Genomic DNA, 16212 nt, shown 5'->3' with positions numbered 1-16212 from the left:
GTCAGCCACCTATCCCTCTCGTCAAATCGGCCTTCCCGAGCTTCGTTGCGAGAAAGTACACGACCATAATGATTACAATAATGATAAGAATCAACGCATCCGTGAACTGGAAATATCCCTTCTCCGCATACCAAAATGTCAGTGTGGTCAGCGTTCCCGTCTTAGGAGTAATGAGCAGGATGATCAGATCCATCTCCTTCATCGCCCCGACAAAGACAAGCAAAAAGCTGCTGATCAAGCTCTTGCGGGTGAGAGGAAGCAAAATTCTCATGAACCGCCGAAACCAACCTGCCCCTTGGATCATCGCAGCCTCCTCCAGCTCTCCCCCGATCTGCATCATCGCGCTGCTGCCCGCCCGGGTAGCGAAAGGCAGTTCCTTGACCAGCGTAATCAGAATAAGCAGGCTGAGCGTCCCGTATAACGCAGGGAGCAGGAGGGTCGGCTTCGCGAACATGGAGATGAATATGGCGGATAGCGATATTCCCGGAATCAAATAAGGGAAAAAAGCGACCTGCTCAATGAATCCAGATAGCAGCCTCTGCTTCTTTCTGCCGCGGGAAATGAGATACCCGAGCAGCAAACCAAACACAGCCGCCATAATAGAAGCAGCCAAGGCGATAGTGACTGAATTTTTCAAGGCCAGCCAAATGCCCTCATTTTTGAAAATACCCACTTCACCGGAAGCGATTTTTGGGTTGGAATCGCCGTTCCAATAATGAAGCGTCAAATTGCTGAGGCTGTAGTCGCCGTCCTTCAGCATAAAGGTTTGCCACACCAGCAAAATAAGCGGGAAAATAGCAATGACGGCCATAAACAGCATTGTCAAGCCTGCGGCGGGCAGTCTCCACTTCCCGAGCTGGGCGAGCGACTTTTTGCCATCCTTGCCGCCTACCGTTACGAAGCTTTTGCGGCGTCCAATCATTTTTTGGTTAAAGTAGATAGTAACCATGGAGATGACGATAAGGATCAGGCCGAGCACGTACGCTTCCGTAATCATCCGGTTGCGCATACTGCTGTACAGCATGGTTGAAATCGTATAATAGTTCACTGGCAGACCGAGCAGTGCCGGCGGGCCGAAAGAGCCCATCGCCTTCGTAAAAGTCAGGATAAAAGCCGACAAAATGGCAGGCAATACGAGCGGCAGCGTAATCCGCCGGATAATCGTCATACGGTTAGCCCCGAGAATCCCTGCGGACTCCTCCAACTGACTGTTCATCGTGCTGAGCGCTACACCAACCAGCAGATAAAAATAGACGCTGTCATGCACCGTAAGCGAGGCAACTACAGGAACAAATCCGTAAGACAGCCAATCCGGCGGATTGATATGGAACAACGATTGAAGCAGGCCGTCGCTGCCGCCGATTTTTTTATTTTTGAACACGGTTAACCATGCCAAGGAAAAAATCCAGGAAGGCAGCATATAAGGAATGATCGCCAGAAATGCGATCGTTTTCTTCAGCGGAATGTCGCTGCGCGTAACCAGCCAGGCTAGTCCCGTGCCGAGCAGCATGGACAAGCCTGATACCGTAATACCGACACATAAGGAGTTCAGCATCGGCTTATAGAACATTGACGAGCTCATTTCACTAGAGAGCACCCGGATCCAGTGGAACCAGGTGAAGCTCCCCGGCTTCGCATCCGGTGATACCCTAACATCCTGCGGTGCCCACAGCAGCGTGGTTTTGATGATCTCAACCATCGGAAGCACAATGGTATAAGCAAGGAAGAGGAGGGCCAGGAGACCGATCCAGAAGACTGGATTGACCAGCATGCCTTTCCCTTTGTTTCTAACGCGAGTCAACATCATCCGGGCTCCCGCCCCTTCTCTTGGTTCCGATACCGTATGCTTGCTGTAAGACACTGAAGCAATCCCCTCTCCGTTAAAGCAATAATGTAAGCCGGTTTATTTCAGTTTGATCCAAAAATCACGGACCTTTGTCGAGTTTTTATAAAAGGCTTGCGAATCGTATGCCCACATGTTCAATTTTTCAAAAGGAAACGCGTTAACCGTTTTTACATCTGTCCGCGGAACCCATGCTCCAAGCTGATTAAACGGCACGAGCCCTTCCCCTTTGCCGTCAGCCTCGCCCATCATCCAGCGCATCAGCAGCTTGCCGGCATTTTCATGCGGGGCTTTGTTCACCATATATAAGTAGCCTGCATCTGGTACGGAAGCTTTAGGAAGTACGTCAAACATAGGCGCTACCTTCAAGCCCTCCTCTTCCACTGTGCTCATATCGCCCGAAACCGCAATACCAACTGCAGGACTCTTCGTTCCTGCTTTACCAATTGCCTCGAGCACATCACCGCTGCCCTTGAGAACAATAAGCCCATTGCCCATCAACCGTTTAATGAATTCATAGCCTGCATTTTCTGTGCCGGTAAGTTCAATCTCCTTACCAAACTTATCCTTGTATGCTTTTTTCATATCATCACTATTGATGGCCATTGCTGTAAACAAATCCATAAAGGCCGGGGAGCTGAGCGGATCCGCTGTATACACCTTTCCTTTCCACTCCGGCGTCGTTAAGTCCCACCAGTTCGTGATTGGAGGCTTCGCATAAGCTTCCGTGTTGTAATAGAGACTGCGCATCTCTACATAATTAGCGTAGCCCGGGGATTGCGTTCGGAAAGGCTCTTCGACATGCTGAGCGATATCATCCGGCAAATATTTATAGATCCGGCCCGGCTTCACCATCTCTTCCTCCACCGCGCCGCTGACTTCCTTCGTAATGATCACATCGGCATTATACAAGCCTGCATCCTGCTCCCTGGTCAGCTTGTCCAGCATGTCGTTCGATTTGATTTTGAACACTTCTACCGTAATGCCAGGGTATTTGGCTTCAAACGATTTCTTCACATCATTCGCGCGGCCGGAAGTGGAATAAACAACAACCTTCCCTTCCTTTTTCGCCTTCTCATACAAGTCTTCGGGCTTCTCTACAGGTGCGGTGGCTGTTGGCTTAACAGCTGCTGTACCGCTGACAGCTGGAGCGGATGCCCCGCCACAAGCAGATAAACCTAAGGACATCAACAACAAGCTCGAAACCATTAAGGCACTGCTGGTCTTTCCTTTGAACGACTTCATCATGAGTATGACCTCCGTTTTCTTGGATATTGTCAGTATAGGGATCATTTATTATCGGAATGTAAAGCCAATGTTTCTTTATTGTTAATTTTTTTACATTATAATTTATATGTAATAAAATTTACATTTCGATAAACAGCTTGCAGTTCTGCATAATTGTCAACAGCCCCTCGCTGGGAAACTGATCTCTCAGATCCGCATACTGATGGACGGAACTATCATGAGCGACTATATGTGGCAAAGCCGCTCACAGAGAATCAATCTCATCAAAAAAATAGGCGTCCCCCTTCAGGACAACGATCTGTCATGTCCATAAGGGGAACGCCACTATTTCATCATGCTATATGCTGCTCCTGTTAAAGCAATATTTGTCATTTGTTCAAGAGCATAATATTCCACCTCGCCCGATTGCTCGCAAAATGCAATGACGTACAGTTGAGACGACTGAGTGAATATTCGATATGGGTGAATGAGAACCGTGTACTCCTCTTCCCCCTCCTGATACGTAATCTGAAGCTTCTGATTCTGCTTGATCGCCTGATCGATACTATGCTTCATATTCGCTTGTTGCGTATCCACATAAAATATTGGAATGTCACTTTCTTCGGGCTGATAGGGAACGAATCGTTTAAGCGTCTGCACGACCCGGTCCAATCCTTCGATATACCCCATAGACTGTGCTGCTTCCTCATACTTGTAGATTAAAAAGCTAAGAATTCGGACATCCGTCTCCGTTAAAAATACCGAAGGCAAAATATAAGCCGCATCCTCATATTCGTAGCCGCGATGCTTGGCATTATATGATATCGGTGCGCGGAGCGAGCTTTGCATGTACTCAATGTCGCGTCCCGCTTGGCGAACGGATATTTCAAACTGCTCCGCCAAATCCTTGGCATTCGGGTAACGCTTGGCGCGGATTCGTTCGTCGAACCATAGGATCCGATGCATGTTGCTCATGGTACCGTTATCAACTCCATTTGCGTCATGTTATCCAGCTACCAGCCAAGAAGCGAGTGAGGGTCAAGGGGCTGTAAGACCGGTGTTCTATCGACTGTTTCTTGCAGTACCCGCTTCACATCGGATGCATGGCGCATCGTATCAAATGTTTTTCTGTGATGGAAAGTCGGAATCATATTCAGCCATTGATAGGCGCTCTTTCGGCCATATTTCAGTTCCTCCAGAAATGGGATATATAATGGATCTGCCGCCTGCCCGCTTTGGATCGCTGTCGTTTTGGATACGGCAAGATTAATAACCGCCCATAGCTTATCGACTCCGGTACCCGGTAAAGCAAGCTTACGCAAAAACGACCATGCCAGCTCCTTATGGGCACATTGTGGTGAAATTCCATAGCCATAGACTTGAAAAAGGTTGGCTTTCGGCTGAATCTTGTTCGACGGAAAGCCGACAACCCCGAATTTGTCCTTTTGTGCTTGCGACATCGGTTTGATTGCCCAATTCGCATCCATATACATGGACATTTTGCCGTGAATGAAGCAATCTATCCAGGATTGCTGCCCCACGCCTATTCTTGGAGAAATTCCTTTATCAATCAGGCTCAAGTACTGTTCGAAGGCTTCTATCGTGGCCGGTTGGTTTAAATAACCGTCTAACGTCCTTCCATCCTCAGACAGAAATGCCCCTCCGTTGTTCCAGACAACCGGCTCGATGCAGAGCATATGGCCAAAGCTTGTGAACACGCCATGGCGTACAATATTTCCTTGCTCGTCGGTCCGTGTCAGCTGCGTCGCGGTAGCTGTAAATTCATCCCACGTCCATCCCTCCTGCGGATAAGGCAGCCCCGCTTCGTCAAAATGCTCCTTATTGTAAAAGACACCGATCGTTTCCGTCATCACCGGCAGCGCCCCTACCCTGCCCTGGTCTGTTATTGCGTTACGGATGCACGGATAATAATCGTCAAGATCGACTTGATCACGTACAATGAATTCGGACAAATCGGACAACAAGCCTCCCTCAAGACATTGCGCTATGTTTGCGTCTTCCCATTCCACAATATCAGGACCGTTGCCGCTCTGGAGCATCTCCATCAGCTTCTCCCTCATCCACGTCTTATCCGGAAGCATCTCTAGAATAACGCTGACATCCGGATGCTCCTTGCGAAATTGCTTCACCGCTTCTTGAATGACGGCCATTCGATGCTCGTCGTGTGTTGCGATACGAATTTGCATTGGGATATTCCCTCCTTGATTGGTTTGACTTACACCCTCAGTATAAAGGGAGTACCCTGACATATCGTGTCCAACTGTTTAGTCCGTTTAGGGTAATTTCCGTTTTATACCATATAAAAACATGACAATACCCAGTATTAAGAAAATAACAACAAAAGGGTTATCCGTAAAATCTACTTGAGGAGAGCTGAAGGATCCGTTACCTGAATGGACAGCGTAGCCTCCGGATGATAATCCAATGGCAATCCAGTAGCCCAAACGTTCTACTGTGTACAATATACCGGCAATGATAGTAAATAGGACACCAATACCTTGAAAAAATTTATTCATCCCGTTCTCCCCTTCCTAATGCAAAAACTCCAGCCTCCTCGATGTCTACTATTTTACCATAATAATCCAATACCTCCGGTAGGAATGTTAGACTCCATTCGGGCCTATAAAGTCGTAGCCATAGCTAACTAGCAAAATGACCCCACAAAGTAGGCTAATCTGTAGAGAAACCTAAGAGGCTTGAACCATTGCTAATATCTCCGGTGGGATATGCTCCTCCAGCCGCTGTTGAAACCCGTGAATTAGATCAGATTTAGTGGTATATTCACGGGCTTCAAAGGCGGACGTAAACTCCTCTGGGGCATACCCCACCTCCGTATTTAGCAAAACTTCCCGCAAAACTAGGCTTTTCAACAATCAGGTTTTTCGACAGACTCGTGGGGAGCCCCGACATTAATAACGCTATAACGTCTAAAAAGCCGGCACACCATCTGGCGTACCGGCTTTTACTCGTTACAAATTACGATTCATCTTATGATGCGGACTGCAGGCTTCGTAAATCATTTATCGGGATGACAAGATGAATATTATTCATCGTCTTCAGTGAGCCGGAAATAATTCCGGTTAACCGCCCGTACTTGTCTATGATCGGACCGCCTGACATGCCGCTTACGATCTGGGCCGAGGTTAATATGCGCCCTCGTCCGTTGATTTCCGCATTCGGCGAGTTCACAATGCCTTCGGTTATGATCGGAGTATCTTTCATCGGATAACCAATGGCAAACACTTTTTCTCCATGCTTTACTGCCGTTTCCCTAAGCGGGAGCGCAGGGTACTCGGCAATTCCCTGTGAGCCTTCATTCAGAGCGGGCAGCTTCAATAGCGCCGCATCCGTCTGCTCATCGCAGTTCAGCACTTCGATCGGAGAAACTATAAGTCCGTTGTTAAATACTCCTTCCAGCTGCGCTGCATCGGAAAGAACGTGGCAGGCCGTCACTGCCACTCCTTCAGGTGAAACCACCACTCCGGTTCCGGTTGCCTTTAAAGCTCCGTCGTTGTTCAGAGCCCGAATGTAGAACACGGCGGCTTCCGACCGTTCATAAATGTCCTCGGCATTATATACTGCGGCCTCATCTGCATTCGCTTTGGCAAAAAAACCGATGCCGCCCAGCAGTAAAAGAAGCATACCTAAGCCTGCAGCCATTACTTTTTTTCTCATTTGCATTGCCGCCTTTCTCATTCTGAAGCTTATTTCATAGCTGCCATAATATCTTGATAAGCCCAGTGAGATGACGGAAGATCGCTGAATTTTGCAGGTAAATCCTGTTTCTCCTTGCCGATGATACGGTTGATTAGGACAACAGCCTGAGCCCTTGTAATCTCGCTGTCAGGCTTAAAGGTGCCATCCGGGAAGCCGTCGACGTAGCCTGCTTTTGTAAAGGAATTGATATATTTCTCCGCCCAATGGCCAGATACATCGGATAATGCAGCCTCTCCAGCTTGGCTAATATTGAGCTTCAGCACTCTGGACATAATGACGACAAACTCGGCTCTTGTGAGTCCTTTATCACCGCCATAGGTATTATCCGGGTAACCGTCAATGATACCTGCGGAGGTAAAGAACGCAATTTGATTTTCCTTGCTGCTATCGACGTCCTTCAGCAGGTTGCCGACAGTTACATCCTCCTTATTCAGCAAAGGAGCAAGCATATCCGTGATTTCGTATCGGCTGAGCGATTTTTCCGGTCTAAACTCGTTGTTTTCGTAACCGGAAATGTACTTCATTTGTCCAGCATCTCTCATTAGATCGAACTTCGCATTTTCCACCTGATAGTGGATGGTCACTACTTGATCGTTTTGATCCGTAATCATCTTGATCGTCATGTTCCGGGTAAGAATCAGCTCGCCTGTATAACGCAGGCTGTTCTTGGTCGGAGTGCTTCCGTCGGTCGTATAGTAAATGATTTGACCGTCCGGCGCCGATAACGTCAATTTGCTGTTTCTTGCAATCGTCACGGATGCATTGTCATCCACCTGAACCGCTTTGGAGCCAATATAGGCTATAACCGCCGGCTCGGTTACAGTAGGAGGGATCCAGAAGCCTCCTCCGCCGCCCTTCGGTTTGTCAGGCTCCGACTTCGTCCAAGTTCCGGACAGCACCTCGCTGCTTTCTTTTTCCTCTGCGATGGTGATGGCCTTAATCGTTGTCGTCTTGGTCAATACGATTGGATCCGTGTAGACCATGGACCATTTGTCCGGCTGACTGCCGTCCAAGGTGTAATAAATGGCCCCGTTAGCTTCATCGGTAGCCAGCTTAACAGATACTTGACTGGTGAAAGGAGTATCTCCAGAGACTACTTTCGGCTTCAAAGCCGTTTCTGCAAATGCAGGAGCAGGTGCATTAACGGTTACTGCTCTTGTGTCACCGTTGATGGCAGCGGTCAATACGGCACTGCCTGATGTTATCATCGTGCCTTTGGCTGAACCTGAAGTGAGGTTAAGTGCAATAGCCTTCGGATCTGCCGTCCACGCCACTTCGTTATCGCGAGTCAGCTCGAATTCGGATTTGATGCTGGACAAGTTGTCTTTTTCACTCAGAATCAAAGCTGCAGCGCTCAGCTTGGATGCCGCGGTTCCGTTGAACGCAGCGAGCTGAGGATAAAATCCTGCTGCTGCCTTCCACAAGGCTGCATCCAGACTTAACGGCAGCGTTCCTTTGACCATATCTTTGGCCAGTAGTCCAACAGATTCTCCTGCTGCTCCTTCGGACCTTTTTCCTGCCGCCGTATAATAAGCTGTGCTCGTTTTGAGCATTTGCTTGTTAAAAGCGGTATTTTTGATTACGGCACCGTCGTCCTTCTGACCCGCTATGCCGCCAAAATACGTGGAGCCAGGCATAATTTTACCGTTTACGGCTGCAGAAGCTTCGCCGTAACTCATCGAATCGCTTATTGTACCCTCCGCTGCGTAACCGGCGATACCGCCTGCCCACGCTTTCGTCGTACCTATAGCTTGGATACGTCCTGAATTGTACGTGTTAGCGATCGTTCCGCGACTCAGCCCCGCAATACCTCCAGCCGTCGCTTGATCCGATGTCATCGAAAGATCTGCAAAGGAGAACGACTCGCTGATAACACCTGCTTTTCCGTTCTCTCCCGCAATTCCGCCTGCCACCACGGTCTGGCCTTCCTGGATGGTACGGATAGTGTCTCTTGCATAGGCTTTGCTGATTTTGCCGTCATTGGTGCCTGCAATACCACCCATAACACTGCCTGTGACGTTAATGATGCCATTGACGGACGCTTTGCTGATGGTACCGGAGTTCTTGCCGGAAACACCGCCTGTGTTATTGGCTCCGTTGATTGTTAGAGATGTAATGCTGACTTCCGACAAAGTCCCTCCATTTGTCCCTGCCGCACCGCCTATGGAATCTGTACCGGTTACGCTCAAGGTTTGAATCGTAATATTCGTAATCTCGCCTTGGTTCACACCTGCTGCTCCACCGGTGTACTCCATACCCTTCACCGATCCGCCTACTGTAATTCCGCTCAGGATCGCTCCGGCGTGATTGATTCCTGCGGCGATACCTGTGTTCGTTCCTCCAGTGAGGTTAGCATCGCTAAAGGTGATATTGCTGATTTTGCCTTTGTTTTCTGCGACAAATCCATAAGCGGACGCGCCTGCAGCCGTACCTTGAAGTCCTTTGATCGCCTTGCCCTTACCGTCGAATTCACCGTTGAAAACCGTAAAAGGTGTCCACGAAGGGCCTTCCATCGTAATATCTGCCCCGAGCGAAAGCTTGTTCAAGCTTGGCTTGGTATCCGCTGTCCGGTTAAACAACCGGTAAAAGCTCAGATCCGAATCATTATACAGTGCCACTACACCATGGAGTTGTTTAGCATTCTGAATCACAACTTCCAAGGCATCGTACACGCTTAAATAGGAAGCATCCACTTCAAAATTCCAATTTCCGAAGCCGTAAGAGCCCGTTTGATCTCCCTCCGCTTTGGAAGCCTCTACGGTTCCCAAACTGCGGCCAACTGGAGCCATGTCGCTGATGAGATAGGAGGAGGAAGATACCTTACCATCTCTAAAATTATAGCCGATGAGCGCACCGATGAACGCATTGGCGCCCGTTACATTCATCTTAATGTTCTTACTGCCTGTGAACGCCTGTTGGATGATGCCATCGTTATACCCTGCAAAGCCTCCGGTATACGATCGGGTGGCATGGTTAACCCCGTTAGTCGTCACTTGGTCCTGTACCGCATAAGCATTCTTCACAGTTGCATAGCGCTCGATAACACCCGCAAAGCCGCCGGTTCTCGTATCGAAGCCTGTATTTACGACACTCCCTGTCGCATAAGCATCACCAATTTCATAACGGTCTGCCGAACCTGCAAAGCCGCCTGCATAAGCGCCTGTTATGCCTTGGACATCGACGCTGCCTTTAGCATAAGCCCGGTGAATGACCCCTGCGCCTGCCGGGTCTGCATCGCCCAACAAGCCTGCAAAGCCGCCTGCATAAATGGTATTATCCTGATTGTCGCACACGACCTGTACCGGCATATTGGCAAAAGAATCCGCAAACAACGTATTGTCTGCCATTCCAACAAATCCGCCTACATGTGCAGCCGGTATCATGCCTGATTTCGTAACCGCGCTGCCAACAGTAATTTTCTCTCCCGCAACATTTGCAGCGTTGGAATAATGAATTTCTCCTCCTGCCGCAAGACCCACGAACCCGCCGACATGATAGACGCGGCTGGCATCTGCAGCAATGCTGCTGTGAGCTGTTGTGCTTACAATAACACCGCTGCTGAAGCCAGCGGCCCCACCGACGATAGAGGTTTTGCCTCCGTTGACGGTAATCCCTACAGTAGATAAGGAATGATAAATGGACGATGTTCTACTGCTGCCGGCGATACCGCCGACATACAGATCCGCTCCATTATCGGCACTTGCAGCTTTTACGCTTTTCGATGATACGGATGCATTATAAACACCGTGATACATCGGGGCAAGCTTGCCAAAATCAAAGCTTTTATTACTATCGTTCGACGATAAAAGTCCTACAACGCCGCCAACGAAGCTTTCACCTGTCTTGGAGGCTGACTCGATATCCGACTTCACATCAATCAAATAAAGAATAGATTGATCGGCTTGCCCGGCGGCGCCACCGACAGTTACCCGATCACCGGCAGCTTGGAGCAAACCGGTCACCGATGCCTGGCGCACAGCGGAGTTGACGAGCTTTCCTGCAATACCGCCGACGACGGCTTGCTCACTTGTCTCCGAGCTGGACAGCGTCACGCTATCTACTTTTACTTGATCCATATCAAAGGAATTGCTGCCTTTCCCTTCCTTCACACCTACGATACCACCGACAATGCCGTTCCCCAGCATATGCTGGCCGGCGCTGGTAGCAGCAATCGTCACATGATTCATCGGATTATCCGCGCCGGATTGTCCAATGACTCCTCCCAGAGTCGATCCCGCTCCGAGTGCTTGCAATGTACCGTCTGTAAAGGCAAGACTAATGTTCTCAAGCTTGCCTGAAACCTGCTGCCCGATGAGTCCTCCCACAATACTGCTTGGACCCGCAGCTGAAATCCGGTAATTAGCCGCAATATTTATATTGAACCCGGTGACATCTCCGGCTTGTTTACCGATCAGTCCGCCGATTGTCGCCTGACTTGCCGAGCTGCCGATACTTCCGTCTGTCGATTGGAATGTATACAAGCCTGGATTAATGGCAAACGCATTGTCGCCAATAAGTCCTCCCACAACGGCATTGGCACCAGTGCCCTCGATCCGGCTTCCGCCTTCAATGCTAATGTCAACCTTGTTAATCGTACCGGTATTTTTTCCTAATAAGCTGCCAACCGTACCGCCGCTAATCTTGGCCCCGCCTACCAGCTTAATGTTAATACCCGATACGGCGCCTTTATTGAATCCGGCAAGCACGCCTGTATATTGTTGGCCAGCCATGGACAATGGTTCCAGCTTGACGCTTTCCACTTTCCCCTTCGGCCCGATCACTCCGAATAGTCCGGAATAAGTGGTGGCCGACGTTAACGTCAGACCGTCAATCAATTGGCCATTTCCGTTAAAGCTTCCTTGAAACGCACTGTCCTCATTAAGGCCGATCGGAATCCACTGTTTGGATTGAATGTGGATCGGGTTCATGACTTTAATCGTTCTGCCTTCAAAAGAGAATTTCGGAACGCCAGGTATCGTGCCGTTCACTATAGCCGCGAGTCCGGCAAGCTCCGCCTCGCTTTTCAGCGTGAAGGTGATCGCTCCTGTATCCCGAACATACCAGTTGATGTTGGCATTAACGTCACCGCCACCGCCTGTCTCTCCTCCGCCATTAGCAACACGGATTAGCTCCGGATATTTATACTCAGCATCTAGCGAGCCGTATCTCCAAGTCGAATTGAAATCCCAGCCCGACAATCCCGGAAAGTAGTTTCTGTCCTTCAGCGTTGCAGACAAGATCGTGCTCAAACGTGCATGAGCATTCAGCCAGAGGAAGCTGCCGTCTGCAAAATCAGGCAAATCCCCGTTGATGTCGTTGTCGACATCCTTCACATAATAAGCTTTGTAGAGCAATTCTTTATTGGTATTGTCGTAGCGTCCGGCAAAGCCGCCCGCATACGAGCCATCCACTGCCGTTACTTTACCCGCTGAATAGGCGGTCGTTACGATTCCGTTCGTAATTCTGCCGAGAAGACCTCCGGCATAAGAATGGTCGGCACTCGCAATAACTTCTTTAGCTGCATAGGCATTCGTAATGCTGCCCGCAACATGATCACCCACCAAGCCTCCGACAATGGAGTAGCTACCTTTTGCAGTAACCGTGGAAACCGAGTAGGATTTGTCCATAGTTCCGCTGTTGCGGCCTATCAGTCCTCCCAAATAGACAGGACTGCCTTCCGTACCATGAGCATTGCCAGTGATAGCGATATCCACATAAGAGGACAGCACTTGACCCAGGTTTTCGCCCACCAAGCCACCAGCAAGCGTGTTCTCACCTTCGATCGTCATGTTCGCGTTAGAGTAAGTGTAATATAAAGTTCCCGTTTCCGTATTTCGTCCTGCTAAACCGCCGACAATGCTTGAATTTCCTTCGGAAGTAACGGAAATTTTATCGGAAATGCTATTGTTGGCAATCAGGCTTCGGTTCTCACCGACCATGCCTCCGATCAATGAACCTTCTGCATTGACCAATACAGTACCCACGCTTCGGCTGTTCTGAATGGTGCTGACCGCTTTACTCGGATCAGAGTTCGGATCTCCCGCCCTGCGGTCATTGATACCGATGATGCCGCCTACAGTGGATGCTACCGCGGTCGGTGTCACCTTCAAGCTGAGTGCAGACGTATTATTGTTTATAAGGATGGAGGTCGTTTCCGTTCCCAGATTATAACCGACCATACCGCCGACAACAGAATCAGGCCCATTTACAACCAAATTAACGGAGCCCGATGCAAGCTTCTCCATTCGGGTTTGGCTGCTGTATCCTGCGAGGCCGCCGATATGGGGAGAATCAGCAGCAGCCGTGCTGATGATAAACAAGTTGTTCGCATTGATCTTGACTTCGTCGCCAATGATTTTGCTATTTTCAATGTGACCGGCAATACCTCCGGCTTTGGCATGAGTCCCCGACACGGATAATGTAGCATAATCCGGCAGCTCCGCACCTACCGAGAAATCCTTAATTTCGGTACCTTTAGCATATCCGGCAATGCCGCCAAGAGCATTGTTTGCTCCCGACGATTGAATCAGCACCTCTTCCCCGGCTTGTACCGAGACGCTGCTGATGCTTGCCGTCGATGTACTTCCATCCGGTGTTTCGGACCGTCCAACGATACCGCCGATTTCTCCTGCTTCACCGCTAGTCTCAAGATGATGCTTTTGGGCCTGTACATTGATAATCACACCCAAGTTTTTACCGGCAATACCCCCAATTTGGTTCGCCGAACCTGCTGCCGTCACTTGAACATTAGTGGCCAAACTCTTAGGTGTTGTTTTGACATTCTCACCAAATAGTCCACCGAGTTCAAGCACATTTCCTTGGGAAGTGATAGTGATATCTTTGCCCTCGATGACTAAGCTCCTGTCGGTCCCATTCCCTATTACCGTGTCCTGAACACCGGCAGCACCACCCACCTTATTCTCGGAACCCGATACTTGAACGGACAGCCCCTCAATAGAAACAAAGGTTTGCGGCGCACGGTTCAAGCCGAAAGCTCCACCTACATTACTTTGCTCTGCGTTGATAGGAATATCCACTTGCTTGACCTTTACAGTAGCCCCTGCTGCTCCAATTTGAGCTTCAGGCGTCAGCGTACCCGCGACGGCACCCAAGTTGTAGCCAGTTCTTCCCGCTTCATTCAGCAGGCCAATTCGGGTTACCCAGATCTTCGTACCTGAGACAGTGAGAGGTCCTTCATTGCGTCCAACGATACCACCCGCTGTCAATCGGTCGATCCCGTTTGCAGCTCCCAGCTTCACACTATCGCTGCCGGATGCGTCAGCATCCCCGACAATAATTTCGCCGGAAATGGTTCCTTGCGCTGTACCCGCAATCCCCCCGGCAAAGCCGTCTGCCGTTTGAACCGTTGCCGTCAAATACTTGACAGCCGCCGTATTGACAGTACCCTTCAAGTATCCCGCCACACCACCGATGAAACCGTCGGAAGTGATCGCTGCTTGGCTCTCCTTCGTATTTCCTGCATTGACGTTAGAAACTACACTTCCATCCACATACCCGGCAATACCGCCGGAATATGTATTAGCGCCACCGCCGGAGGATGTGATCGTACCACCCTTATAGGTTTGAACTCCGTTAACTACAGCCGCAGGAGTTCTGGTAAAGGAAGCATTGCTGATGCTTGCGCTGCTGCCGGTCAAATAGCCGACAATACCGCCTGTGCTAATTGTGCTTCCGGGAGCCGAAGATGCAGCATTGACTGTTATGGCATTGGCAAACGTTACGTTTGCTATCGCTTTATCCGGGCTATCGGCTGGAATAAGGCCGATGAAGCCACCCGTGTAGAGCTTCGTCTTGCCATCCACCTTGATGTCTCCCAAGCTGGTCACATTGCTGATCAAATTCCCCGTTCTCGCATAGGCTCGGTTGGAAATAATTCCTCCGGTATAGACGCCGGTTCCGCCGCTTACCGTAATCGTTCCGCTGTTTTCATATGCCAATGGAGCTGTACTTTCGAATAAAACGCGATTCTCTGCATAACCGACCAAACCGCCGGTATAAGCTTCATCCGGTTTATCCGCTAGAGCTCCGCCCGTTACGCGAATCGCTCCGGTATTTTTGGCATTTCCCTTAAAGGTGAAATCACCTGTTGCATAACCGATCAATCCGCCAGTATATACATGATCTTTACCGGATGCTGTCACGTTTACACTATTCACATAGCTTTTTTCCCACGAAAGGGCGCCCTCGATATAACCGGCTACTCCTCCTGTGTATACGTTGCTTCCACCGTTGTTGGTTACAACGCCCGTATTGTTGAACACAATATCCGTACTCATTGTGCCCAATGCTCCTGCCAATCCGCCTGCGTAGGACCCGCTTGCAGAAGGAGCATTAATGTTGACGGAGCCTCTATTGGAAGTATTGGCAGAAAACTTCGCCAGCCCGTTAGCCTTACCGACGATACCGCCGGCATAATTTTTCAAACCGCCGGATACGGTAATGGTGCCTGAGTTCGAGATGATCGTATTGTCCGTATCCATCTCAATAGAAATCGGCGATTGTCCAATAATTCCCCCAGCATACACATCCTGAGCGGTCTTGCTTGTCGCGCTTAACGCTCCAGTGTTCCACGTTTTAACCACTTTTCCGTACACGCTGCCTGTAACCCCTCCGGCATAAACGTTGCCGCCGAGCGCTGTTACCGCGCCATTATTTTTCAAGTTGGATAACGTACCTCCACCTTGACCGACGATTCCACCCACGTAAGTATCACGGGTCTTCGAATCGACTGTAATTGGCATATCATTGGTGATATCGTACAAAATGCTGCTGTTCACCATCTTACCTACAGCCGCACCCACATAAACGTTTTGAGTGACGGAAGTCATGGTAATGCTGCCGCTCCCCGTAAACTTGAAGCCACCTACAGTAGCTCCGTCCATATAGCCGATGAAGCCCCCGTACATGGCGTTGTCGCTTACGGACATACCGCTAATTTCTTTGGTAATTCCGCCTGCGGCAATTAGCGTGCCTTTAAAGGGTCTAGCGTCCGTTCCGATAGGCACCCATTGGAAACCGGACAAGTCCAAATCCCGGCTGATCTCCAAAATCCTCCCGCTAAACCCGTTAACCGCTACTCCATTCCGGTTAGTCCCATCGTTAACCAGCTTGGCGACCCCTGCCATCTTAGCCGGCGTATCTATTGTATAAGTTCTGTATTCCGTTGCGTTATCAAACCAGCTCGTATCTGCATTACTGCCATCCGTCCAATGACTCGCGCCCGCGTTGGCACGGAATGTCATAAAGCCTGCTATCAGTGCTAGAAATAAAACAGCAAATCCAATCGCATAGATGGATTTTTGCTTCAATGCCATCTTTACACCGCCTTAGTTTGGTAAAAATCCGAAGAGCTACCGGCAAAAGTCGTTCAGACTTAAGCCGGT

General features: G+C 49.6%; 7 protein-coding genes. All 7 read right to left on the bottom strand.

Annotation, left to right across the window (positions count from 1 at the left end; all coding sequences use genetic code 11):
* Window position 1: 1 nt before the first annotated feature.
* The 7 genes from QMA13_RS05825 to QMA13_RS05795 all read right to left on the bottom strand — a co-directional run bounded on the left by QMA13_RS05825 (window position 2) and on the right by QMA13_RS05795 (window position 16143).
* Complete coding sequence (locus tag QMA13_RS05825) at window positions 2-1861, bottom strand: ABC transporter permease (RefSeq protein WP_282940145.1); 1860 nt, start codon at window positions 1859-1861, stop codon at window positions 2-4.
* A 42-nt stretch (window positions 1862-1903) separates the two neighbouring features.
* A complete protein-coding gene (locus QMA13_RS05820) occupies window positions 1904-3091 on the bottom strand; it encodes an ABC transporter substrate-binding protein (protein ID WP_282940144.1) in 1188 nt (395 codons plus the stop codon).
* Between the two features lie 324 nt (window positions 3092-3415).
* Entirely contained in the window at window positions 3416-4045 is a 630-nt protein-coding gene (locus tag QMA13_RS05815; RefSeq protein ID WP_282940142.1) for a helix-turn-helix transcriptional regulator, read from the bottom strand.
* A gap of 38 nt (window positions 4046-4083) precedes the next feature.
* Window positions 4084-5277 carry an ABC transporter substrate-binding protein gene (locus tag QMA13_RS05810; protein ID WP_282940140.1) on the bottom strand — a complete coding sequence of 398 codons (1194 nt, stop codon included), beginning with the start codon at window positions 5275-5277 and terminating at the stop codon, window positions 4084-4086.
* Between the two features lie 87 nt (window positions 5278-5364).
* A complete protein-coding gene (locus tag QMA13_RS05805) occupies window positions 5365-5607 on the bottom strand; it encodes a hypothetical protein (RefSeq protein ID WP_282940138.1) in 243 nt (80 codons plus the stop codon).
* A gap of 472 nt (window positions 5608-6079) precedes the next feature.
* The gene (locus tag QMA13_RS05800) at window positions 6080-6766 is read right to left on the bottom strand and encodes a S1 family peptidase (protein WP_282940136.1); all 687 of its coding nucleotides are present in this window, start codon (window positions 6764-6766) and stop codon (window positions 6080-6082) included.
* A gap of 29 nt (window positions 6767-6795) precedes the next feature.
* Window positions 6796-16143, bottom strand: a complete 9348-nt coding sequence (locus QMA13_RS05795; RefSeq protein WP_282940134.1) for a chitobiase/beta-hexosaminidase C-terminal domain-containing protein — start codon at window positions 16141-16143, stop codon at window positions 6796-6798.
* Between the last annotated feature and the right edge of the window lie 69 nt (window positions 16144-16212).

Origin of the sequence: Paenibacillus sp. RC67 (assembly GCF_030020805.1) — a bacterium.
GTDB lineage: Bacteria > Bacillota > Bacilli > Paenibacillales > NBRC-103111 > Paenibacillus_S.
This window is presented reverse-complemented; position numbering and strand designations above follow the sequence as displayed.

Coding starts and splice junctions, on each gene's coding strand:
- QMA13_RS05820 (WP_282940144.1), bottom strand. CDS start 3,091: ATGATGAAGTCGTTCAAAGGAAAGACCAGCAGTGCCTTAATGGTTTCG.
- QMA13_RS05815 (WP_282940142.1), bottom strand. CDS start 4,045: ATGAGCAACATGCATCGGATCCTATGGTTCGACGAACGAATCCGCGCC.
- QMA13_RS05810 (WP_282940140.1), bottom strand. CDS start 5,277: ATGCAAATTCGTATCGCAACACACGACGAGCATCGAATGGCCGTCATT.
- QMA13_RS05805 (WP_282940138.1), bottom strand. CDS start 5,607: ATGAATAAATTTTTTCAAGGTATTGGTGTCCTATTTACTATCATTGCC.
- QMA13_RS05800 (WP_282940136.1), bottom strand. CDS start 6,766: ATGAGAAAAAAAGTAATGGCTGCAGGCTTAGGTATGCTTCTTTTACTG.
- QMA13_RS05795 (WP_282940134.1), bottom strand. CDS start 16,143: ATGGCATTGAAGCAAAAATCCATCTATGCGATTGGATTTGCTGTTTTA.